At 39.0% G+C, this 19,696-nt stretch carries 15 protein-coding genes; all 15 read left to right on the top strand.

Features of this window, described 5'->3' with window-relative positions; all coding sequences use genetic code 11:
* The first annotated feature begins 3 nt into the window (after window positions 1-3).
* Window positions 4-2,943 (top strand): SpaA isopeptide-forming pilin-related protein, encoded by a 2,940-nt coding sequence (locus IGI47_RS12980; protein WP_438784405.1) that lies wholly within the window; start codon window positions 4-6, stop codon window positions 2,941-2,943.
* Window positions 2,940-4,352, top strand: a complete 1,413-nt coding sequence (locus IGI47_RS12975) for a SpaH/EbpB family LPXTG-anchored major pilin (RefSeq protein WP_311931560.1) — start codon at window positions 2,940-2,942, stop codon at window positions 4,350-4,352. The genes IGI47_RS12980 and IGI47_RS12975 overlap by 4 nt, the downstream gene beginning before the upstream one ends.
* Window positions 4,336-6,186, top strand: coding sequence for a SpaA isopeptide-forming pilin-related protein (locus IGI47_RS12970; protein WP_438784404.1), 1,851 nt, complete (start codon window positions 4,336-4,338; stop codon window positions 6,184-6,186). The genes IGI47_RS12975 and IGI47_RS12970 overlap by 17 nt, the downstream gene beginning before the upstream one ends.
* Before the next feature lie 27 nt (window positions 6,187-6,213).
* Entirely contained in the window at window positions 6,214-7,038 is an 825-nt protein-coding gene (locus IGI47_RS12965) for a class C sortase (RefSeq protein WP_311931263.1), read from the top strand.
* A gap of 99 nt (window positions 7,039-7,137) precedes the next feature.
* Window positions 7,138-7,776 (top strand): PAQR family membrane homeostasis protein TrhA, encoded by a 639-nt coding sequence (gene trhA, locus IGI47_RS12960; RefSeq protein WP_311931262.1) that lies wholly within the window; start codon window positions 7,138-7,140, stop codon window positions 7,774-7,776.
* Window positions 7,777-8,121: 345 nt separating this feature from the next.
* The gene (gene lysA, locus IGI47_RS12955) at window positions 8,122-9,369 is read left to right on the top strand and encodes a diaminopimelate decarboxylase (protein WP_311931261.1); all 1,248 of its coding nucleotides are present in this window, start codon (window positions 8,122-8,124) and stop codon (window positions 9,367-9,369) included.
* Entirely contained in the window at window positions 9,366-10,169 is an 804-nt protein-coding gene (gene dapF / locus IGI47_RS12950) for a diaminopimelate epimerase (RefSeq protein ID WP_438784403.1), read from the top strand. The genes lysA and dapF overlap by 4 nt, the downstream gene beginning before the upstream one ends.
* Entirely contained in the window at window positions 10,170-11,051 is an 882-nt protein-coding gene (gene dapA, locus IGI47_RS12945) for a 4-hydroxy-tetrahydrodipicolinate synthase (RefSeq protein ID WP_311931259.1), read from the top strand. It begins immediately after the preceding gene.
* The gene (gene dapB, locus IGI47_RS12940) at window positions 11,048-11,752 is read left to right on the top strand and encodes a 4-hydroxy-tetrahydrodipicolinate reductase (protein WP_438784402.1); all 705 of its coding nucleotides are present in this window, start codon (window positions 11,048-11,050) and stop codon (window positions 11,750-11,752) included. Before dapA ends, dapB begins: the two co-directional genes overlap by 4 nt.
* Before the next feature lie 16 nt (window positions 11,753-11,768).
* A complete protein-coding gene (gene dapD, locus IGI47_RS12935) occupies window positions 11,769-12,464 on the top strand; it encodes a 2,3,4,5-tetrahydropyridine-2,6-dicarboxylate N-acetyltransferase (RefSeq protein ID WP_438784401.1) in 696 nt (231 codons plus the stop codon).
* 14 nt (window positions 12,465-12,478) lie between these two features.
* Complete coding sequence (locus tag IGI47_RS12930; protein WP_438784400.1) at window positions 12,479-13,480, top strand: aspartate-semialdehyde dehydrogenase; 1,002 nt, start codon at window positions 12,479-12,481, stop codon at window positions 13,478-13,480.
* Window positions 13,477-14,826 (top strand): aspartate kinase, encoded by a 1,350-nt coding sequence (locus IGI47_RS12925; RefSeq protein ID WP_311931256.1) that lies wholly within the window; start codon window positions 13,477-13,479, stop codon window positions 14,824-14,826. Before IGI47_RS12930 ends, IGI47_RS12925 begins: the two co-directional genes overlap by 4 nt.
* Window positions 14,786-15,886 (top strand): M20 family metallopeptidase, encoded by a 1,101-nt coding sequence (locus tag IGI47_RS12920; RefSeq protein WP_438784399.1) that lies wholly within the window; start codon window positions 14,786-14,788, stop codon window positions 15,884-15,886. Before IGI47_RS12925 ends, IGI47_RS12920 begins: the two co-directional genes overlap by 41 nt.
* Window positions 15,887-15,913: 27 nt before the next feature.
* Window positions 15,914-17,077 carry a pyridoxal phosphate-dependent aminotransferase gene (locus tag IGI47_RS12915; protein WP_438784398.1) on the top strand — a complete coding sequence of 388 codons (1,164 nt, stop codon included), beginning with the start codon at window positions 15,914-15,916 and terminating at the stop codon, window positions 17,075-17,077.
* A gap of 383 nt (window positions 17,078-17,460) precedes the next feature.
* Entirely contained in the window at window positions 17,461-18,840 is a 1,380-nt protein-coding gene (locus IGI47_RS12910) for an FAD-dependent oxidoreductase (protein WP_311931251.1), read from the top strand.
* Window positions 18,841-19,696 lie beyond the last annotated feature (856 nt).

Below are 19,696 nucleotides of genomic sequence, written 5' to 3'. Positions count from 1 at the left end.
CAGATGAAAGAAACAGCAGCTACAACAGAAGAAACAACGGAAGAAACAAGTGAAGAAAAGATTACTAAACCGTTTGAAGCGCCTGTGTTGTCTTCTTTACCATCAACGAAACGGGTGTTAGACGCGATTCAACCAGAATATACGACCGATGAAACAGGTATCTATCCTAAGGCTGGGTGGAAACCAACCGGGGATGTGAATGTCATCAACCATCAAGGAAATAAAGACGCTAGCAATCACTGGGATGGTCTCACTGATTGGGATGGCGACTCAGACAATAAAACGAATTCCTATATTGAATACGGGGGAACGGGCACGAATGCAGACTACGCTATCCGAAAATTTGCTAAGGAGACGACATCCCCAGGTTTATATGATGTTTTTTTAAATGTTCGGGGGAATGTCCAAAAAGAAGTAGCACCGCTAGATATCGTTCTGGTGGTTGACTGGTCTGGAAGTATGAACGAAGAACACCGGTTAACAGAAGTGCGAAGGGGGATCAATAATTTTATTGATACACTGGATCATAGTGGGGTAACAGATAAAATCAATTTAGGTTATGTGGGCTATTCTAGTAATGGTTATTCTTATAGCAATGCTGAATTACCGATTGCGCCTTTTGATTCAGTGAAGGACCAAGTGAAAAATTTGACCCCTTTGTACACTCAAGGTGGAACGTTTACGCAAAAAGCTTTGCGAGAAGCTGGCAATATGCTTTCAAATAATAATGGACATGAAAAAATCATCGTTTTATTAACCGATGGCGTACCAACGTTTTCTTATCAAGTAACAAAAGTCCATACAGAAGAAGATAAAGAGTATTACGGCACTGTTTTCTCGGACAGAGAAGATCAACCAGGCAACACGTCATTGATTGCGCGACCAATGTATGCACAGGATCAATATGGAGAAAACAAACTCATCAATAGTACTTTCATCGCAACGATCGGTGAAGCAATGGCATTGAAAGAAAAAGGAATTGAGATCCACGGACTGGGTATCCAATTACAAGGAGATGAAGCTGCAGGACTATCTAAGGCTCAGGTCGAAGCAAAAATGCGTAAAATGGTTTCTCAAGATACGAATGGCGAATTTTACTACGAATCGGCAGCAGAAGCATCGGACATCTCCGATTATTTGACAAAAAAAGCGATCCATCTCTCTGGGACGATCTCCAATGGACAAGTAAATGACCCAATTGCGCAGCCTTTCATTTATGAAGAACATTCTCTTGAAGTCAAAGATGTTGGGACTAATTCAATAGAGGTCATGCCAAAAGTAACTATAGATGGTACGACGATCAAAAGCAATCAGATCTATTTAGGTAAAGACCAAGAAATCCAGATCCATTACCAAGTACGTATCCAAACGGAAGGTAACACATTCCAACCGGATCATTGGTATCAGATGAATGAACGAACAACCTTGCAGCCATTATCTGAGTCAAGTGAGCTAGCAGAATTTGGTATCCCTTCGGCGAAAGCACCTGGTGTCAAACTAAACTTTACGAAACAATGGGAAGAATTCGACCACAATAAAAGTAGTCGGCCAGATCATGTAACGTATGAAGTGAAACGAACCCAAACGGTTGATCCTAACAGTTGGCAAACAGCCTTTGTCCAATTGAATAAACCAGCTAGTGACACAGGGGATACATGGACACGAAGTGATGTCACTCAACTTTCTGAAACAAGTGGGGCTGGCTATCAAGAAAACATCTTCTTACCAAAATATAACAATCAAGGGAAAGATTTTACTTACCAAGCTATCACAGAACTTGATGTACCTGGTTATACCTCAGATATGCTGAACAATACGACTTGGAAAAACATCAAACAGTTTACACCATTGAACTTGAAAATAATCAAACAATCTTCTTCAGGTGAACAACCTCTAGAAGGGGCTGTTTTCCAATTAAAGGGTGGGACACTTGATGTAACACTGAAAGATAACCATGATGGCACTTATTCTTTACCAGACAATGCACGGTTAGACAAAGGGGAAACCTATACTTTGACCGAAGTAAAAGCCCCTAAGGGGCATGAGTTGTCACAAAAACAGACTTGGATGATCAAGGTATCGGATGAAGGGAAAGTAACCATTGATGATAAAGACACGTCGATCAAAGACGATACGATCACATTGACGGTCACGAACCAGTTCAAAAAGATCCCGATAGGCATTCGCAAGTATACGACCCAAGAAGGAAAACAAGTCAATCTAGCAAAGACAACTTTTGATTTACAGAAAAAAACAAGCACAGGAAACTACCAGACAATAGCCACAAAAGAGACAGATACTGCCGGGTTGGCCTTATTCAGCGTTAGTGATCCTGGAGAATATCGAATGGTAGAAACCAAAGGACCAGATGGTTATGATACGATCCCTGGTAACTATGTGTTTACGATCGATGAATATGGAGAGATCCACTATGACGGAAGCAATGTCGAAACAAAAGAACAATGGACACTAACACATGAAAATCACTTAAAACCGTTTGACTTGACCGTTTACAAAAAAGAAGACAATGGAAAAGCCTTGTCTGGAGCAAAATTCCGTTTACAAGGAAATGGTGTGGATAGCGAATTGCCAAAAGAGGGGCAGAAAACAGACACCTTCTTATTTGAAAATCTACAGCCAGGTACGTATACCTTGACAGAAACATACACACCAGAAGGCTATCAAGGACTGAAACAGAGTGTGACAGTGGTGATCAAGGAAAATGGTACAGTCACGATCGATGGTACCGCAGTGGAGGATGTCTTGGTTGATGGTGATGACAATAATCAAATCAGCTTGGATGTCACGAACAAAGCGAAAGTGCCATTACCTGAGACAGGAGGCTCCGGCCGCCTTGGCATCTATCTAGTGGGGCTTGTTGCTCTTATTATTTCAGGTGTTTATCTCTTCATGAGAAATCACGGAAAGGGCGTGATGAAATGAAAAAACTAAAATGGCTCATTCTTTGCTTGGTTCCTTTTTGCTTCTTGAGTTTTTCAAAAGAAAGTATTGCACAAAGTGAAGCAGATACAGTGCAGATCATTTTGCATAAATTACTGTTTGAACATGAGAAAATGCCAGATGAGCAATTTAATACAGGTCAAGAACAAACTTTTTTACAAAATTATCGAGGATTAAATGATGTAACTTTTACGGTTTATGATGTGACAGAAAGCTTTTATCAACTCCGTAAAGAAGGGGTCAGTATAGAAGAAGCACAAAAAGAAATTGCTAACCAAGGCGCTGTAGCTGGTAGACAGATTGAAGAACAAGTAACGAAAAAAGTGGGTAATGAAGACGGAATCGCCCATTTTTGGCTACCAAAAAAAGACAGCCAGAAACGAGATAGTGTCTATCTATTTACAGAAACAAAAACACCGACAATCGTGCAGGAAAAAGCGACAAATCTAGTGTTGGTCTTGCCACTCAAAGACAAGGATGACCAGGAATTGTCGACTATCCACTTATATCCTAAAAACGAGCTTCAGGAAAACACTACGTTCTTAGAAAAAAAAGTAGCAGGAAAGCAAAAAAGTTTCTCCATTGGAGAACTTGTCACTTATAGTGTCACAACGCGCATTCCCAATGCTCAGAGTTACCAGTTGAAAGACCGCTCAGATAAAAACTTGATCTTATTGCCACAGACAATAGTGGCTCAGATAGATGGCACGACACTTGTCGAGGGGGTTTCGTTCAAAAAACAAGCTAATGGATTCGATATGACGTTGACTAATGACCTACTGAAACAATCAGCAGGAAAGCAGTTGACCCTCACTTACCAAATGAGGATCGGTACAGATGCTTCGCCAGACAAGATGTTAGAAAATACACTAACGATGGAGACGGAGAGTCAAAAGTACTATCGTACGGCAGGCGTACGAACGGGTGGAAAACGATTCTGCAAAGTGGACAGTCAGGATAAGACCCCATTACCCGGAGCCGTTTTTCGAATAAAAAATAGCGAGGGGAAATATCTGCATCAGACGAGCCAAGGAATAGTTTGGCGTACAGATAGAAAAAATGCTTATTTGTTGACGTCGGGACAGGATGGTCATTTTTCTATTCGCGGGCTAAAAGATGGTAGCTATTCGTTAGAAGAAATCAAAGCCCCCGCCGGCTATATAAAAAGTAAAAACGAGATTACTTTTATGGTCAAAGAAAATTCTTTCCAAGTTGATGACCAATTAGTGGAACCACTTGAAATTATCAACAAAGAAGAAAATCAATCGTCCATCCTTCCAAAAACCAATGACCAATCTTACATTGGATTAATAATCATTGGGATAGGGCTTGTTGGAATAGGTGGATGGCAATTAAAGAAAAGAGGCGCAAAAAATGAAAAAAACAAGTAAATTGTATTATGCTTATTTATTGATTTGTTTACTTGTGCCCATTTGCTTTTTAGGAAGTGGAAATCATGCAGTTTCAGCAGATACTGGTTCAGCACAAGTGATCATCCATAAGAAAAAAATGCTTTCAACATCAGGAACATTACAAAATACAGGGAAAATCATGTCAGAATTTGATCAATACCAAGGGTTGTCCATGGTGGAATTCAAGATTTATGATGTAACAAATGAATTCTATCAAAAGAGACAGCAAGGAGCCACTGTCGATGAAGCAAAACAGGCAGTTCAATCTTTGACACCAGGCAATCCAATCGCTCAAGGGATAACAGATAGCGAAGGAAATCTGACATTGAACCTGCCAAAAATGCAAGACGGAAAAGACGCTGTATATGTCATCAAAGAAGAACAAAAAGATGGCATCACGCCAGCTGCTAACATGGTCATTGCTTTTCCGATGTATGAGATGATCAAACAAGAAGATGGTTCGTATGAATACGGAACAGAAGAATTAGACACCATCCATCTTTATCCTAAAAATACGGTCACACCGGAAGGAACGTTGATCGTAAAAAAAATCGGTTCTGCGGAAAAAGAAGCTTTAGATGGTGCAGAATTTATTCTTTCGAAAACAGAAGGAGGAATAGTCAAGTATATCCATAGCGTGAAAGATGGATTATATACGTGGACAACCGATCAGACAGCCGCTAAACATTTTGTGACAGGTTATATGTATGATATTGGCGACACAGATTTTTCTGAAGAGAAAACTGATAATGGACAGTTAATAGTGAATCATTTAGAAGTGGGCGCTTATGTTTTAGAAGAAGTCAAAGCACCTGATAATGCGGCAATCATCGAGGAGCAAAGAAAGACATCATTTGAGATTACCTCAGAAAAGACACGGGTAGAAAAAACAATCACGAATGATACATCGAAAGTGGAAAAGACGACTCCGAAATTAAAAGGTCAAGATGTAACGATCGGCGAGCATGTTCACTATGAGATTTCTGTTAATATCCCACAAGGAATCGCAGATAAAGAAGGAGAAAACAACAAGTATACAAAGTTTCACTTAATTGATACTCATGATCCTGCTTTATCTCTTAGTGAGACACTTGGTTATACGCTTTATGATGGAGACAAAGTAATCGATCCAGTAAACTATACCGTTACATTGCAAGAAAATGGTTTTACTGTTGCTGTTGCTCCAGCTTATATTCCGTTATTGACTCCTGGAAATACGTTGAGATTTGTATACTTCATGCATTTGAATGAATTGGCAGACCCAACAAAAGGATACAAGAATCAAGCGAAGGTAGAAAATGGTTACACCGAGGACAAAACGCCGCCAACTACTGAGATCGTGACAGGCGGAAAACGATTCGTCAAAGTTGATGGAGATGTATCTACAAATCAGCCGTTAGCAGGGGCTCAGTTTGTCGTACGAGATAAAAATATAGATGCATCAGATTATTTGGTCATCGACTCACAAACAAATGCAGTAAGTTGGACGAGTGAAAAAAATCAAGCAACCGTATTTGTTGCTGGAGAAGATGGAATAATCGATATCACTGGCTTGAAATATGGCACGTATTTTTTAGAAGAAACGCAAGCACCTAAGGATTATGTCTTGTTACATGATCGTATTTCCTTTGTCGTAGACGAATATTCATATCAACGTGCAGGCCAGTTGGTAGAACCAGAAAAAGTACCGAATAAGCACAAAGGGCTTCTTCCTTCTACAGGTGGAAAAGGTATTTACCTTTCCATCACAATCGGTCTAGGATTATCACTTATTGCCGTTGGTTATTTTTTGAAAAAAAAGCGTAATTCTTGATGAGAAATCTAATTTAGGTGAAAATAAATGAGCAGGATACATCGCTATTTAGATATTTTTATGGTCTTAGTATTTGCCATAGGAATCCTATTTTTGGTCTATCCTTTTATTAGTGATACGATCAATGATTATTTAGATCAACAGATCATTGCAAATTATCAAAAACAAGCGGAACGCAAAAACAAAGAAGCGCTAAAAAAGATTCGGGAAAAATATGTAGAAGATAATCAAAAAATTGCAGAAAAAAACAGCTTGTCTGGAGGCGATCCCTTCGATACAGAAGCCACAGAAAAGCAGACAAAAACGTATCTCGAAAAGCATACCGTTGGTGTTTTGACGATTCCCAAAATTCATGTTCGTTTACCGATCTTTGACCAAACAACTTCTTTATTATTAGAAAAAGGAGCCACTCTACTCGAAGGAACTTCTTATCCGGTTGGCGGAGAGAGCACCCATGCGGTGCTTTCTAGCCATCGTGGGTTGCCAAAAGCAAAATTATTTACGGATCTAGATCAGTTAGGGATGAATGATCTATTTTTTATCGATAGTTATGGAAAAAGATTGGTTTATGAGGTGGATAAGATCAAAATCGTAGAGCCAACTGAAACCGATGAATTATTGATTGAAGAGGGACAAGATCTGGTCACATTGGTCACCTGTACTCCTTATATGGTCAACAGCCACCGTTTATTGGTACGTGGACATAGAATAGACTATGAAGAAAATAAATCGGAAAAAGTAATCAATCAGTTAACGAAACAAAAAAAGTATCAATTTTATCTAGTTATCGTTTTGTTCACATTAGTGATTATTGGAATAGGGAGCGTTCTTATTTTCTACGTTAAACGTTAAGATTTGATATAGTTTTTAAAACTAGGTGTAAAAGTTTTGATAACGTTGTATAATGGAATTACTGAATAGAGGACTGGCTTGATGGGAGGAAATAAAAAAATGGAAATAGAATTTAGTCGTAAGTATCATATCGTGAATGAAGTGCTCAACGCAGTCACTCATGGGATCGCTGCCTTGATGAGTCTTGTCTGTTTTGATCTTTTGATGGATCGGGCACATACTACCCTTGATTATGTTGCATTTATCATTTACGGTAGTTCGCTTTTCTTGCTCTTTTTTTCATCTACACTTTTTCATAGTTTGATTTTTACAAAAGCAAAAAAAGTATTCCAAGTCTTTGATCACTGTTCGATCTACTTATTGATCGCCGGAACCTATACACCATTTTGCTTGTTGATGGTACAAGGCCTCTCAGGTGTCTTACTTCTTAGTGTTATCTGGGCAACGGCAGTGGTCGGGATCATTTATAAATGTTTGACATTGACTAAGGCCTCTCAGGTGTCTAAAATATCAACGATCATTTACAACGTGATGGGCTGGGGGATCGTCATCGTTCTACCTAAATTATACCAATCCATCAATCTGACTGGTTTGTTGCTGTTAGTAGCTGGTGGCTTAGCCTATTCGGTCGGCTCTGTTTTCTATAGTATGAAAAGCAAAAAGTTTACCCATGTCATTTGGCATTTATTCGTCATGCTAGGTGCTTCATTGATGTTTTTAGCTTTATATTTTGGTTGAAAATCACTTGGATGCTCAGTGGAATGCCATAAAAGGCAGAAAAAAATGAAGAATAGAATGAAGAATAGAATGAATGAAAGAACTCAAAAAAATATTTGAGTTCTTTTTTGTGTGTATAAAAATGTAAAATCGAGTGAGCATATACATTGTTTTCTGTTAATATTTCCTATAGTTTGTTAAATATACAAAAAATAAAGGATTAATGTTTTTTTGAAAATATTTCAGAATATACTAGACAATTCAGAAAATTTTGTTTAATATTATTCAAATAAAATTCAAATCCCACTCAAAGATAATTTCAATTTGATGAGAAAAAACTATTTTTTTGAAAAGAGGTAATCTTGTATGTCAGAATTAATGATCGGTGAAATTCCTGTAAGTCAATTAGTTGGAAAATATCAAACCCCCCTTTATGTGTATGATGAGAAAAAATTGGAAGATACGATAAAGGCATTTAAACAAGGATTTCAATCAGATCATTTTAAGACCAAGATATTGTATGCATCAAAAGCATTTCAAACGGTTGAAATGCTAAAGCTAATCAAAAAATATGATTTAGGCCTAGACGTTGTCAGTGGTGGTGAATTTTACACAGCATTGCAAGCTGAATTTCCAGTAGAAGAAATTTATTTTCATGGAAATAACAAAACGCCAGACGAATTGGGTTATGCAATAGAAAATGGACTTAGACATTTTATTGCAGATAACGAAATGGAAGTCGAAATATTAGATGCTTTAAGTCGAGAATACAACAAAAAAGTCCATGTTATGATTCGATTAAATGTTGGGATCGAAGCCCACACACATGAATACATTGTGACTGCCCATATTGATTCGAAATTTGGCATGCTTTACGAAAGCGAAGCTTGCCAAAAGGCATTAAAAATCATACAAAACAGTAAACAGCTTCTATTGGAAGGATTCCATGCGCATATTGGCTCTCAAATTTTTGAAATGTCTGCGTGGTTAGCTGAAATTGATAAACTGGTTAGTTATTTACAGGATTTTGATGACGTCCTTTCATTGAATCTTGGTGGTGGATTTGGCATTCGTTATACAGAAAATGATGCACCATTACCAATCGAAAAATCCGTACAGGAGTTAGTCAGTTATACAGAACAAGCTTTGAAAAAACAAGGACAAACTATTCAACAACTGATGATCGAGCCAGGAAGAAGTATTGTGGGTGAAGCAGGGACGACTTTATATACTGTTGGATTTATCAAAGAAACACCACATAAAAAATACTATTTTGTCGATGGCGGAATGACAGATAATATCCGCCCGGCACTTTATCAAGCGGAATATACCTGTGATATTGCTACAAAGTTGCAGTCTGAAAAAAGCGAGAAGGTAACAGTTGCCGGAAAAATGTGTGAATCTGGGGATGTAGTGATCCAAGAAACCTATCTACCTGTGGCAGAACCAGGTGATATTCTAGCTGTTTATGCAACAGGCGCTTATGGTTACTCCATGAGTAGCAATTACAATAGAGCACTTACTCCAGCAGTGGTGTTTGTCAAAGACGGTGTATCGAAGATCGTGGTGCGCAGACAATCCTACGCAGATTTGTTAAGGAGTGAAGTGTTATGATGATCTACAAATATAATGGTTGCGGAAATGATTTTATTCTACTTGATTACTATGGAGTCACTGACTATAGCCAATTAGCTATCCAATTGTGTGGCAAAGAAAATTTCGATACAGATGGATTGATTGCCGTGAAAACTGAACCGCTTGAAATGATTTATTACAATAAAGATGGTAGTCGTGCGCCTATGTGTGGGAATGGTATCCGTTGCTTCTCGCGTTATGTTCGCGACCAAGGAATCATTCAAGCATCACAGTTCGATGTACACACATTAGTGGGAAACATCAAAGTCGAAATTTTAAATCAGGATCCTTTTTATTGTGAAGCAATGATTGGCAGCCCAGATTATTCAACGGATAAATTAGCGGTGGAACAGGAAGAACCAATCATTGATCAAGAGTTGACGATTCACCAAAAAGGTATCAAGATCACCAGTTTATTTATGGGGACAATCCATACTGTAGTATTTGTTGAAGATGCACTAGCAGAGTTGACACGTGATGTAGGAGAGCAAATTTGTCATCATCCTTTATTCAAAGAGAAAACGAACGTCAACTTTGTCCAAGTTTTGAATAACGAGGAACTGATTGTACGTACCTACGAACGGGGCGTTGGTTGGACACTTGCGTGTGGCACAGGTTGTTGTGCAGCTTATGTAGTAGCAAAAGATCATGGTTATCTTTCTGAGCCCAAGGCGACTGTCCACTTGGAACTAGGCGATTTAATTATTTCAGGTGAGAAGCAGATCAAGATGAAGGGGCCAGCTGTTCGGGAATGGTCAATAGAATGGGAGGAAAATTAAGTGATAGAAGGATCAATCGTGGCGCTGATTACGCCAATGGATGAACAGGGTGAAGTTGATTACGATGGGTTAGAAAGACTAATTACATTTCATCTTTCAGAAAAAACGGATGCTTTACTTGTATTAGGGACAACGGGCGAATCCTCGACACTTTCTTCAGAGGAGGAAGAGGAGATTCTACGGTTCACAGTTGAGAAAGTCAATGGCAAAGTGCCTGTGATCGCAGGAGCCGGAACAAATGCAACAAAAAAAACGATTGAACGTGTGAACCGCTTTGCCGAACTAGGGGCGGATCAAGTCTTAGTGATTACTCCTTACTACAATAAAACAAGTGATGCTGGCTTACTTGCTCATTTTACTGCGATTGCAGATCAATCTCCAGTTCCAATCATACTATACAATGTGCCTTCCAGAACGGGAATGACGATCCCCATCCAAGTTTTAGAAAGGTTAGCAAAACATCCCAAAATCATTGGAATCAAAGAAGCGTCTGGCGATATTTCATATGTAATGGCTGTCGCCCGACTATTGAACGAAGCCTTTGTACTTTATAGCGGAAATGACGATATGATCTTACCTGTATTAAGTGTAGGGGGAAGTGGAGTCATCAGTGTGTGGGCAAACATAAAGCCTAAGCAAGTCCATGATCTGGTCAGTGCCTTTAACAATGGAAATATTGAAAAAGCTCAAGCAATCCAATTAGAAGCGCTGCTATTGATCCATGCGTTATTCAGTGAAACGAATCCAATCCCTGTAAAAGCAGCAATGGAGATACTCGGATTACCAGCAGGTCCTTTACGCTTGCCGCTTGTTTCTTTGGCAGAAGAAAAAAAGGAACAGCTTGCACGATTACTAGAAGTGAAAGGAAGTGAGAAAGAATGAAAATCGGGGTCATCGGGGATGGCAAAATGGGAAAAAGAATCCAAGAAGTCGTTCAAACTTACGGAGATGAAGCCGTAACACTTACTTCTTCATTAACTGGAACAGAAGTGTTCGTATTTACTGAAGAACCGGAAATCATGATTGACTTCTCTCATCCAGACAACCTAGAGAAGCTACTTACCTATAGCCTGCAAAAAAAGCTTCCGTTAGTGATTGGCACAACTGGGTATAGCTCGGAACAGTTTCAAAAAATCCAGCAAGCAGGGCAAGACATTCCTGTTTTATATAGTTCGAATTTTTCTTTAGGTGTTTTAGTCATGAACCAGCTAGTCCAACAAGCAACAGCGGCGTTAAAGAACTGGCAGATCGAGTTGATCGAAAAACACCATAGTCAAAAAAAAGATGCTCCCTCTGGTACTGCAAAGACACTGATCGAAAGCATCCAAGAAGTGAGAAAGCTTACCCCAGTCTATAGTTGGGAAAAACAGCCAAGAAATGACGATGAAATCGGCGTCCATAGTATCCGCGTGGGCTCATTACCTGGTGAACATGAAGTATTATTTGCTACGACTGATGAAGTATTGAGTATCAAACATGAGGCTTTTTCAAATCGTATTTTTGTCGATGGAGCGGTAAATGCAGCAATTTGGTTGAAGGATCAACCAGCAGGATGGTATCAATTGAAAGATATGTTAGCGTAAGGGAGTGGATTAGAAAATGGATGCTCAGGAGATTATTCGTTTTATTCAAACTGTGGAGAAAAAAACACCCGTGAAGGTATTTTTAAATGTGACAGAACCAATCACATTTGGTCAAGCGAAGGTATTCGGACAAGGAAACAGTCAAATCGTATTTGGCGATTATGATGAAATTGCGCCAGTCTTAGAAAAAGAGGCAGATAAAATCCTCGAAATCGAGATTGAACAGACTGCCCGAAATAGTGCAGTCCCATTGCTAGATAGTAAAACGATCAATGCCCGTATTGAGCCAGGGGCGATCATTAGAGATCAGGTGACCATTGGTGATCATGCGGTGATCATGATGGGAGCTGTCATAAACATCGGGGCAGAGATTGGCGAAAAGACAATGATCGATATGGGAGCAATACTAGGAGGACGAGCAATCGTCGGAAAAAACTGTCATATCGGTGCTGGAGCTGTTTTAGCCGGGGTGATCGAACCAGCTTCAGCTCAACCAGTCATTGTGGAAGATGGCGTACTTGTAGGAGCAAATGCGGTGGTCGTCGAAGGTGTTCGAATCGGCAAAAATGCGGTGGTAGCCGCCGGAGCAGTTGTATTAGAAGACGTAGAACCAGATACGGTCGTTGGGGGGACCCCCGCTCGTGTATTGAAAATCAAAGACGACAAAACTAGAGAAAATACTGCATTGATCGATGCACTACGTGAGTTATAGAAAGGATGAGAAACATGCGCAAAATAGATACCTGTGTAGTTGGAGCGACTGGTCTAGTCGGCCAAACCATCTTGAAAGTTTTAGAAGAATATGATTTTCCGGTAGGACGTTTCAAGCTGTTAGCTTCGAAACGTTCTGCAGGAAAAGTCTGTGTATTTAAGGGGAAAGAATATACAGTCGAAGAACTGACTAAGACTTCATTTGAAGGGTATGGTTTAGCGCTATTTTCAGCTGGAGCAGGAGTTTCTCAAACTTTTGGTCCCATTGCACGAGAACAAGGGCTGGTCGTAATAGATAATTCTTCAGCTTGGCGAGAAGACCCAGAGATCCCATTGATCGTACCAGAAGTAAACTTAGAAGATCATCGCTTGAACAAGTTGATTGCTAATCCCAATTGTTCAACGATCCAATCCGTTCTACCTTTAAAAGCACTACAACAAACGTTTGGTATTACGCGAGTGAACTATTCGACTTATCAAGCAGTGTCAGGATCTGGTCAAAAGGGGATCGAAGATTTACAGCGGACACAAAAAGGAGAAGAACCTCTTCTTTATCCTTATGATATTAGTCAAACTGCTCTGCCAGAAATTGATGTGGCGTTAGAAAATGGATATACCAAAGAAGAACAGAAAATGATCAACGAAACCCGAAAAATACTACACCAACCGGATCTTCCAGTTTCAGCTACCTGTGTGCGGGTGCCTATTGAAACAGGACATGGTGTTTCGATTGCGGTTGAACTAGAAAAAGACTTTACACTGGCTGAAGTTCGCCGATGCCTACAGAATTTTTCGGGCATAAAAGTCATTGATGATTTACCCACTCACCGTTATCCTACAAGCATTTTGGCGAAAGGGACAGATGAGGTCTATGTGGGGAGAATACGTCAGGATATGGCATCAGAAAATGGCCTTCTTCTTTATACCGTAGCCGATAACATCCGAAAAGGTGCAGCTGCGAATGCTGTTCAGATTGCTAAAGCACTGCTAACGGAATTGACGGAGGGGCAGGAATGAAAGTAGCTAAATTTGGTGGTTCGTCGATGTCCAACGAAGAACAATTTAGAAAAGTAAAATCAATCATTCTATCTGATCCAAAAAGAGAAGTAATCGTGGTTTCTGCTTTAGGGAAGCGAACGAATGAAGATGACAAAGTAACTGATCTATTGTATTTGATCCATGCCTATCTCCAGCATGATGTGGATTGGACACCACTTTGGAAACGAATCTGTGATCGTTTTATTCAGGTAAGAGATCTATTGGAGTTGACTTTTCCGATTGAAAAAGAGTTGTCTGCGATTAAGACAAGGTTGCAGAATGAAAAAGTTTCTCAAGATTATCTGGTTAGTCGTGGAGAGTATCTGACAGCACAGCTAATGGCAGAATATCTCCATTACACATTTGTTGATGCAAAAGAAGTGATTTTCTTTGATTATGAAGGAGAAATCGACTACGAAAAAACGATTCAGGCAGTTCGTTCATTTTATGAACAGCAAACGACCCTAGTGGTTCCAGGTTTTTATGGGGCAAATCCATTTGGAAAAGAAAAACTATTGGGGCGTGGCGGAAGTGATATCACAGGAGCTGTGTTGGCTAAAGCATTGGATGCTGAAAGCTATGAGAATTGGACAGACGTCTCGGGAATCATGATGGCAGATCCGCGAATCATCGATTTTCCGAAAGTCATTGAAGAAATTTCTTTTAGAGAATTAAGAGAAATGGCGTATATGGGAGCAAACGTCTTACATGAAGCAGCTGTTTTTCCTGTTCAGGAAGCAGATATTCCGATCCAAATCAAAAACACCAATAAACCAGAAGCCAAAGGCACACGGATATCCAACCATGAAGTAGAGAAAGAAAATGGATTGACAGGGATTGCTGGGCGGAAAGACTTTCTTTCGATTACACTATTCAAGAGACATATGTCAGATGAGATTGGGTTTATCTGGAAGGCAATGAGTATCTTTGCCAACTATGGTATCTCGATTGAGCATATCCCATCTGGAATCGATAATATCGGTGTTGTTGTGTCTGCTGAAGCAATCGCCGATAAATTGTTTTTGATCACAAAAGAACTAAAAGAAAAATTAGGGGTAGAAGAAATCGAAATCATTGATGAGTTGGCTTTGATTTCCGTTGTCGGAGGACCGCATAAAGAGTTGATCGGATTATCAGGGAAAGTATTATCGATCTTGAATCAACTGGGTATCCGCACATCGATTTTATCGCAAGGGGCACAGGAATTGAATCTGATCATTGGCGTCGCAAACGATCAGTATGAAATAGTGGTAAAAGGAATTTATGAAGGGATGGTGACTGCTCATGTTAGCGAAACATCGGATAGCATTACATCAAATTCCTGAAATCGGTTTTCATGAATTCAAAACAAAAAAATATCTGTACGAACAGGTCAAAAATAGCGGAGGTGTTCTCCATGAAATTGGAGAAACAGGCTTATTGCTTTATTTTGACAATCATCAACAGGAAACGATTGCCTTTCGTACCGATATCGACGCATTACCCATCAAAGAAGAAACGGATCTGCCATTTGCTTCGACGCATGAAGGATTCATGCATGCCTGTGGTCATGACGGACATATGGCAATGTTATTGGGGTTAACAGAATATGTGTCACAGCATGTGGATGAATTATTGTACAACGTTGTATTGATTTTCCAACCTTCAGAAGAAATTTCAGGGGGAGCAGAAAGTGTGATCCAAACTGGTTTACTGGATCATTATCAAGTCAAAGCAATTTTTGGCTTTCATCTATGGCCGGGTTTACCGGAAGGAGAAGTGTATTCACGAGCGGGCGCTTTCATGGCTCAAAGCAGTGAAACAGATATTATCATCAAAGGAAAGTCCGCACATATTGCTTCCAGTGAGAAGGGCATCGATAGTATTGAAAATGCCGTACGTTTCATGAAAGAAGTGTATGATTTTGATCAGAGCTTGCCTGCGGCTCTCTATCATTTGCTGAAATTCGGACAAATAACCGGGGGAACCATCCGTAATGTGCTAGCAAATGAAGTTGTCATCTCTGGAAGTATCCGTTCTTATAGTCGAAAAACACAACGCTTTTTAAAAGATCAATTAGCTGATTTAGCCGAAAATTTTCAAAAAAAATCAAATGTTGTAATCCATTTCCGTTATAATGATGGATATCCCGCTGTTAACAATGATGCAAAACTGTATGCAGCATTAGCACATTCGGAAAAATTGCATGAGCTTGAAGAGCCAGTTTTACAGGCAGAAGATTTTGGTGTATACACCGAAAAATATCCCTGTGTGTTTTTCTTTTTAGGTGTAGGAGATACACCAGCACTTCATGATGCTCAGTTTGATTTCAATATGGCAGTTTTAGAAAAAGGTGTGGCTTGGTATAAAACGATTCTTGAAACAAAGGAACTATTGACTAAGTAGCAACAGCGACATAGAGGAGAGAACTAAATGAATTTAACCAACCGTTTTAATCGGAGACTTAAGACCGTGGAAATTTCAAAAATCAGAGATTTCGATCAACAAATTTCTTCGATTCCTGGTATCATCAAACTGACTTTAGGTGAACCAGATTTTTCTACACCCGAACATGTGAAACAAGCAGGTATCACTGCAATTGAAGAAAATTATTCACACTACACTGGAATGAGAGGACTGCCAGAACTTTGTGAAGCAGCTTGTGCATTTCAGAAAAAACGTTACGGTTTGGACTATGATTACCAAACAGAAGTATTGACGACTGTGGGAGCTACTGAAGCGATCGCAGCTTCCTTATTAGCCGTCTTAGAAGAAGGCGATAAGGTGTTGATACCAGCACCGGCTTATCCAGGATATAAACCAATGGTCGATCTAGTAGGTGCGGAACTGATCACGTTAGATACGTCAGAAACAGGTTTTATCTGCCAACCAGAACAGTTAGAGGCAGCATTTGAAACTTATGGTGAGTCGATCAAAGCAATCATTTTGAATTACCCTAGTAATCCAACAGGAACATTATTATCTGCGGAACAAATGATAAAACTAGCTGAAGTAATCAAACAACATCCCGTATTCGTCATTAGTGATGAAGTGTATTCAGAATTGAATTATGTGAGTGACCATGTTTCTATGGCGACGTATCTACCAGAACAGACGATCGTCATCAATGGGCTATCTAAATCTCATGCGATGACTGGTTGGCGGATCGGCTTCATCTTCGCTCAAAAATATTTGATCGATGAAATCATCAAAGTCCATCAATACCTTGTTACTTCTGCTACAACAAATTCGCAAAAAGCAGCGGTTGAAGCCTTAACAGCAGGAATGAATGACGGGGTAAAAATGAAAGAACGCTACGTGGAGAGAAGAGATTATCTTTTAAAAGAACTGACTCCGTTAGGGTTTCATATTTCACAACCAGATGGTGCATTTTACTTGTTTTGCAAGTTGCCAGAAACAATTACGCTTAATTCTTGGGATTTTTGTTTGCAATTGGCAGAAAAAGGGAAAGTGGCTTGTATTCCAGGTTCTGCATTTGGTCCAGAAGGAGAAGGCTTTATCCGGATTTCTTACGCCAGCAGTATGGCTCAACTAGAAGAAGCTTGCCGACGTATCCGTACTTTTTTAGGTAAATAATCTACCAAGTAAAGAGCGTGGGACAAAAGTAAGAAACACTTTTATCTCATTCTTTAAAAACGAATAAACGGTTGGAGCAGAAGCAACTCCTTCTTAAATAATCCGAAATTCACAAAGATTTGAAAAGCAATTTTCGTGAATTTCTTCTTATTTCTCGGAGTTAAATACTTCTGTCCCAACCTCCGTTGATCGTGAAATCGTCTTGATTTTAGGATCAACGGGTTATTTGCGTTTATCACTACTAAATCGGGGGCATCGACGTATTAAATGTTTTTTTTATTGAGTTTCATGTGGAACGCATTTCTTTTGATTTATAAAAAACGGAGTGTTATGTTTGAATTGTTTAGAATAATTCTAAATAATTGAACAAGGAGGTTTCATCAATGGAAAAAACTAAAGTTATCATTGTCGGTGCATCACACGGAGGACATCAATCAATCTTAGAATTGTTATCTAGGTATGGAGAAGATGTCGATATTACTTTATTTGAAGCGGGAGATTACGTTTCATTCATGTCATGTGGAATGGAATTATATTTAGAAGATCAAGTAACAGATGTCAATGACGTACGAAATTTCAGACCAGAAAACTTTCCACAATCAAATGTTCATATTTTAAACAATCATCAAGTGACAGCAATCAATGCAGATAAAAAAACTGTGTCGGTTGTTCGTTCTTCAGATGACCAAATAAAAGACTATGCATACGATAAATTGATCTTAAGCTCAGGTGTAACACCGAATTCATTGCCTGTTCCAGGGACTGATTTAGACAACGTATACTTAATGCGTGGCTATAATTGGGCAACGAAAATCAAAGCAAAATTAACTGATCCAAGCGTGAAGAAAGTTGCGGTAATCGGTGCTGGCTATATCGGGATCGAAGCAGCAGAAGCTTTTTGCAAGGCAGGAAAAGAAGTGACTTTATTAGATGTGATTGATCGCCCATTAGGCACTTATTTAGATAAAGAAATGACAGATATTTTAGAAGCGCATCTAAAAGAAAAAGGAATCAACGTGGTAACGGGAGCAAAAATCAATGCGTTTACTGGTGAAGGGCAAGTAGCAGCTATCCAGACAGAAAAAACAGAGATCGCCACAGATCTTGTCATTCAAGCAGCTGGTGTCAAAGCCAATACGGAGTGGTTAAAAGGAGTAGTCGATCTAGACGAACGTGGTTGGATCATTACGGATGAGTATCTTCAAACAAATGTGCCAGATGTCTATGCAGTTGGCGATGCAACATTAGCTTACTCCGTTCCAGCGCGTACAAAAATGCCAATTGCTTTAGCAACAGTAGCAAGAAGAGAAGCACGTTATGTCGTTCAGCATTTGTTTGAAAAAGTACCAAATAAACCATTTGGTGGTGTTGTTGGCTCCTCTGCGTTAAGTGTATTTGATTATCATTTTGCTGCTAGCGGATTGAATAGTTTCACAGCATCAAAAGCAGGGGTCACTATCCGTTCTTCCTATTACGAAGATACTTTACGTCCAAAATATGTTCCTGAAAAATTTGGCAATACGAAAGTATCTATCCAATTGTTTTTTGATCCTATTACACATCAAATCCTTGGTGGTGCCGTCTTATCAACTTACGATATCACAGCACAAGGCAACGTTTTGGCTTTAGCCATCCAACAAAAACTAACGATTGAGGATCTAGCGGAAGCAGATTTCTTCTTCCAACCAGGTTTTGATCGCCAATGGAGTATGCTTAATTTAGCAGCCCAACAAGCTTTAGGAGAAGAACCATTTGTTGAGTAGCATAAAAAAATCCCTTAGCATTTTTTTATGAAAAACAGTCAATAAAAAGTGTAGAAGTTGCTAGACTTCAAGAATTACGAAGAGATTTTTAATTGAGGAAGAGGATGAGACAAGAGTGAGGTTACTTTTTGTTTCATCCTCATTTGTTTTCTAAAAAAATCGGGAGTTTGACCAGTTTCTTTTATGTTAGTTAAGCGTTTAGGTAAACGAAATCTGTATATTCTTTCATCGATCTTTCAAACAGTAAACTTGGTTTACTTTTCTAGCCAAAAGTAATTAACTATTTTAGATGGTGCTCTTGTAGATTTCCTAATGTCTTAGGGAAACTATCAAGTAGGAAGAAGTAACACAACAAAGTGAAAAAGTGCTATTTGCTATTAAAAACTACCTACCTCTAGTTCTAACCAGATTATCAATTCTGACGATATTTTTTACGATTTAGACAAACTATATCCACAAATAAAAAAATTGAAGGAACGACGGATCAATTCGTGAAAAAGAATGGGGAATATTCGATAATATGATAAATTATACGAGAGGAAAATTTAGTTTTGCTTGCACTCTCATATAGTTTACTAGAAAATAAAGACAGCTCAGTTTTTAGCAAAGTAGCTGACTTTTAAAGTGGTTATCCGCTTTAAACCACATACACTAGGCAGATGAAAGCATGGACTTTCATAGTTATAGATACAGAAGTAACAAGAACAACAGTTTATCATGTAAAAAAATTTAATTTATTCACTATATTCTATAATTTAGTTGATAAAAAATGTGAATTATTATACATTTTTTTAATGAATAGGCTTACGAAAGACAGAGGTGATTTGATGAAAAAAAATTGAAAAAAATAAAAGTT

The sequence above is a fragment of the Enterococcus sp. AZ191 genome, assembly GCF_051713845.1.
Classification (GTDB): Bacteria; Bacillota; Bacilli; order Lactobacillales; family Enterococcaceae; genus Enterococcus_B; species Enterococcus_B durans.
Note: the sequence above shows the minus strand (reverse complement) of the source record. Positions and strands in the feature narration are given on the sequence as shown.

Bases quoted from the DNA above. Each gene is read 5' to 3' on its own strand.
- IGI47_RS12980 (WP_438784405.1), top strand. From the start codon at position 4: ATGAAAGAAACAGCAGCTACAACAGAAGAAACAACGGAAGAAACAAGT.
- IGI47_RS12975 (WP_311931560.1), top strand. From the start codon at position 2,940: ATGAAAAAACTAAAATGGCTCATTCTTTGCTTGGTTCCTTTTTGCTTC.
- IGI47_RS12970 (WP_438784404.1), top strand. From the start codon at position 4,336: ATGAAAAAAACAAGTAAATTGTATTATGCTTATTTATTGATTTGTTTA.
- IGI47_RS12965 (WP_311931263.1), top strand. From the start codon at position 6,214: ATGAGCAGGATACATCGCTATTTAGATATTTTTATGGTCTTAGTATTT.
- trhA (WP_311931262.1), top strand. From the start codon at position 7,138: ATGGAAATAGAATTTAGTCGTAAGTATCATATCGTGAATGAAGTGCTC.
- lysA (WP_311931261.1), top strand. From the start codon at position 8,122: ATGTCAGAATTAATGATCGGTGAAATTCCTGTAAGTCAATTAGTTGGA.
- dapF (WP_438784403.1), top strand. From the start codon at position 9,366: ATGATGATCTACAAATATAATGGTTGCGGAAATGATTTTATTCTACTT.
- dapB (WP_438784402.1), top strand. From the start codon at position 11,048: ATGAAAATCGGGGTCATCGGGGATGGCAAAATGGGAAAAAGAATCCAA.
- dapD (WP_438784401.1), top strand. From the start codon at position 11,769: ATGGATGCTCAGGAGATTATTCGTTTTATTCAAACTGTGGAGAAAAAA.
- IGI47_RS12930 (WP_438784400.1), top strand. From the start codon at position 12,479: ATGCGCAAAATAGATACCTGTGTAGTTGGAGCGACTGGTCTAGTCGGC.
- IGI47_RS12925 (WP_311931256.1), top strand. From the start codon at position 13,477: ATGAAAGTAGCTAAATTTGGTGGTTCGTCGATGTCCAACGAAGAACAA.
- IGI47_RS12920 (WP_438784399.1), top strand. From the start codon at position 14,786: ATGTTAGCGAAACATCGGATAGCATTACATCAAATTCCTGAAATCGGT.
- IGI47_RS12915 (WP_438784398.1), top strand. From the start codon at position 15,914: ATGAATTTAACCAACCGTTTTAATCGGAGACTTAAGACCGTGGAAATT.
- IGI47_RS12910 (WP_311931251.1), top strand. From the start codon at position 17,461: ATGGAAAAAACTAAAGTTATCATTGTCGGTGCATCACACGGAGGACAT.